We start from the raw sequence: 4,276 nt of genomic DNA on the forward strand, positions 1-4,276 counted from the left end.
CCCCCGTTTAGCGCCCCGGACGCACGTAGCATGAGCCTGGCCCACCTGCGCGACCCGGTCCCCCTGCTGCCAGTGGCATTACGCCGCTACCAGCCACTGATCCGCCAGTTGCTGGCCAAAGACCCGGCAGACCGCCCGGAAAGCGGCAGTGCCCTGATTGCCCAACTGGATAATCTGGAGCCCGGCCCGGGGCACTATACCGCAGACCGCTCCCGCTACCGGCCCCAGGAACAGGGCACCACAACGCCACTGGCCCCGCGCTTGCGCCTGAAAGAGTCCAAGCTGGGCCTGAGCTGGCGAGGCAACCTGTACCAATACGACATCTACCTGGTGGCTGATGATTTTGAGCAGTTCCAGGCTCACTTTCCGGTCATGCGGTCCGCACTGATGGACTGGTTCCAGCAACGGGGCGCGCGCGGCAAGGCCGTCAGCATCAAGGCAACACTACACCCCTGGATCAGCGGCCGGGTTAAGCAATATCTGAAAGAATTAAGAAAAACAGAAGGGCTGGAATTTCTGGCCCGCATTCCCATGGCCATCAACCTGGTGGGTTCCGATGGCGACCCCATCGAGAAACTGGCCTGGGGCCCCATGGAAAACAGTACTACGGATACGCAACAGCCCTGAACCACCCCGTAGAAAACAGGCAGTAATGATTCAGATCCCGGACCGATGAACCATAAAAAAAGCACCAACCGATGGTTGGTGCTTAATTCGACCTAAGCCTCACGGTGCAAGGAGACACCATGATTTCCCCCCTCAGGTGTGGTTCCGGTGACACGGTTCAGGAGTCTGCCATGCGTTCATTGTGTCACCAGATTCAGGCTACGATGCCCATCCGGCGTTGCAAAGCCCGGATCGGCGAACGGTACACAAGGGGCTATCAAGGGTGGCGAATCACCGATTAACGGCTGGCGAGCTCCTCGCCAGGGCTGCATAACCACAGCAATTGCGCCCCGTTGGCGGCGGTCACATCCACATCGAAACAGGCGACCGTCCCCACGTTGAAGCCCACCCGCTCTGGCACACCGGTCCACTTGGCGGTCAATTGCGACACCAGTGGCATATGGCTCACCAGCACCATATTCGACGCCGGCGGGTTGGCCAGCAGCCAGTCGAACAGGGCCTGGGGGTGGCTATCCGGCGTCAGGTAGGGACACTCTTGCCGGGATAAACCGCTATATACCTGGGCGATACAATCTGCGGTTTGTTGAGCACGCAGGTACGGGCTGACGATCAGACCGCTGACCTGAACACCACGACCTTGCAAGGATTGCCAATGCGACAGCAGTGCCGCCTGCCCGGCTTCTGTTAGCGGCCGCAGGGCATCCGTGGCCGCCTGAGAGACGGCCTGCCCGTGGCGGCAGAGGTAGAGTTTCATGAGCTGAATGCACCCAGCTGAAATTCCACATCGTGCTTGTACTCACCACTCATCAGATTCTGGATGACCAGTTCCAGCGGCTTGCCATGATAGACAATCTTGTAAAGCGCGGTGGCCAGAGGCATATAAACGTCCAGTTCCGCTGCCTTGTCCGCCACCAGTTTGATGGTATTGATCCCTTCGGCTGTCTGCCCAAGGTGCGCAATCGCTTCCTCCAGGCTTTTGCCTTCGCCGAGCTGGAAACCTACCTGGTAATTGCGTGACAGCGACGAGGTACAGGTGGCAATCAGATCCCCCACCCCGGACAGGCCCAGGAAGGTCATGGGGTTGGCGCCAAGTTCCACCGCGAAGCGGCTCATTTCTGCCAGTGCACGGGTAATCAGAAAACTGCGGCTGTTTTCGCCTACGCCGATGGCTGCGGCCATGCCTGATGCCACCGCATAGATATTCTTTAGCGCCCCACCAAGCTCGACACCATAAATATCCGGGTTGTCATACACGCGAAAATAATCGCAGCTCAGCGCGTCCTGCACGGTCTGTCGCAGCTGCTCATCGGGGCTGGCGATCACCGTACCGGTAAATTTCTGCTCCACCACTTCCTTGGCCAGGTTAGGGCCACTGAGCACGCCAATACGGGTATGCGGCCAATACTGATGCAGCAGCTCGCTCATCAGCAGGAAACCCTCCGCATAGATCCCCTTGGTGCAACTGATCACCAGGGTATCGTCCGGCACCCATTGGCGGGCCTGCTCCAGCACCTCGGCGAAAGCCTTGCTGGGAATCGCCACAAAGACCATGGAGGCGTGCGTTAAAGCTTCCTCCAGGTTATCCGTGGCCGTCACCCCTTCCGGTAATTCGGCACCGGGCAGATAGCGGCTGTTCTCGCGATCAATATTGATCGCGGCCGCAGTTTCCGGATCACGAACCCACAGGTTCACGCTGTGGCCGTTGGCCGCAAGGATGCTGGCCATGGCAGTACCGAAACTGCCCCCGCCAAGAATGGCGGCATTATGCTTGTTCTGCGTCATAGGAACGCCTTGTTTACGCTTTCGGGCATCATAAAGCAGTTAACAGTGAATAGTGAACAGCGACGCAATTGAGGCTGGTATTTTCGACAAACAAGAAGGCCGCGCCCACCCTGTGGTCGCGGCCTCAAACACGGAATCATGCTCAAACCTGATCCGCGCAGCTATTTAATTATTCACAGCATTGACAAGCATCTCATGCATTCTGCGTGCGGTTGCCGCCGGGTCCTTGGGCAGCTGACCTTCCGCCAGCATAGCCTGGTCCAGCAACAGTGCAGCCAGGTCATCAAAACGCTCACCCGCGTCGATGCCACTCAGTTTGGCCAATAGATCGTGCCCCAGATTCACCTCCAGAACCGGCTTGTTTTCCGGAACAGGCTGGCCAGCGGCTTCCAGCATACGGCGCATCTGCGGGCCGAGCTGGTCTTCCGCCAGAACCAGACAGGCCGGGGAATCCACCAGGCGCGTCGTGGCACGTACCGCTTCCACATGCTCGCTCAGGCTCCCGGACAGGCGTTGAATCAGCGGATCATCGTTGTTCGCCTGTTCATCATCGCCCAGGTCCAGCTCACCCCGGGCAGCATTGACCAGCTTCACATCCTTGTAGCTTTCCAGATAACCCACCATCCACTCATCGACGGGATCACTGAGCAGCAATACCTCGATGCCTTTCTTGCGGAACACTTCCAGGTGTGGGCTTTGCCGCGCGGCCGACGGGGTATCCGCCAACAGGTAGTAAATGCTGTCCTGCTCTGCAGGCTTGTTGTCCAGGTATTCATCCAGGGAGGTAGTCACCGAATCCGGGTTACTGCTGGTGGCAAAGCGCAACAAGGCAGCGATGGCTTGCTGGTTGTCACGATCTTCGGCCACCCCTTCCTTGATCACCTGACCAAACTGGGCCCAGAAGGTGGCGTACTGTTCATCATCATTACTGAGTTTTTTCAGCATCTGCAGCACACGCTTGGTCAGGGCAGCACGAATCTTCTGTACCGGGCCATAGTCCTGCAGCAACTCACGGCTCACGTTCAGCGGCAGATCCGGAGCATCAATGACCCCCTTGATGAAACGCAGGTACTGGGGCAGGAACTGTTCCGCATCATCCATGATAAAAACGCGTTGGACGTACAATTTCAGGCCACGGTTGGCCTCACGCTGATACAGATCGAACGGCGCCCGAGCCGGGATATAGAGGAGACTGGTGTACTCCAGCTTGCCTTCCACCTTGTTATGACTCCAGGTCAGCGCGTCCTGAAGGTCATGGCTGATGTGCTTGTAAAAGTTCTGGTATTCCTCATCCGTGACTTCGCTTCGCGCCCGCTGCCAAAGCGCGGTGGCGGAATTCAGGGTTTCCTCTTTGGCGTCGCCATCACCGTCCGGGGCTGTCACCAGCACAATCGGGAAAGCCACGTGGTCGGAATACTGGCCAATCACCTGGCGAATTTTAAAGTCATCCAAAAAATCACGGGCGTCGTCACGCAGATGCAGAATCACCGCTGTGCCGGATTCATCACGGGTAAGCGGCTCAACGGAAAACTCACCCTTACCATCGCTTTCCCAACGCACCCCATTGGCCGCCGCTTCCCCGGCCTTGCGGGTTTCCACGGTGACGGTGTCAGCCACGATAAAGGCTGAATAAAACCCCACTCCGAACTGACCAATCAGCTGAGCGTCTTTCTTCTGATCACCACTCAGGCTGGCGAGGAATTTTTCCGTCCCGGAACGGGCAATCGTACCCAGGTTATCCACTACCTCATCCTGGCCCATGCCAATGCCGTTGTCGGTAATGGTCAACGTGCCCGCGTCCTTGTCCACTTGCAGGGTAATGCGGGGTTCACCACCTTGCTCCAGCAACGCAGGATTATCCAGCGCC

Annotated in this window: 3 protein-coding genes and 1 pseudogene; 1 reads left to right on the forward strand and 3 read right to left on the reverse strand. The window is 58.0% G+C overall.

The features are described from left to right. Positions 1-627: pseudogene (locus tag A3754_RS01505) on the forward strand (serine/threonine protein kinase); the annotation flags it as partial. A gap of 277 nt (positions 628-904) precedes the next feature. Here A3754_RS01505 and sixA read toward each other — a convergent pair. The 3 genes from sixA to htpG all read right to left on the reverse strand — a co-directional run. Continuing rightward, positions 905-1,381 (reverse strand): phosphohistidine phosphatase SixA, encoded by a 477-nt coding sequence (sixA, locus tag A3754_RS01510; protein ID WP_063518671.1) that lies wholly within the window; start codon positions 1,379-1,381, stop codon positions 905-907. After that, entirely contained in the window at positions 1,378-2,409 is a 1,032-nt protein-coding gene (locus tag A3754_RS01515; protein WP_063518672.1) for an NAD(P)H-dependent glycerol-3-phosphate dehydrogenase, read from the reverse strand. Before A3754_RS01515 ends, sixA begins: the two co-directional genes overlap by 4 nt. 165 nt (positions 2,410-2,574) lie before the next feature. Then, positions 2,575-4,276, reverse strand: a 1,702-nt coding sequence (gene htpG, locus A3754_RS01520; protein ID WP_063518673.1) for a molecular chaperone HtpG, incomplete at its 5' end; no start/stop codon positions are given.

Source organism: Alcanivorax sp. HI0083, assembly GCF_001635175.1.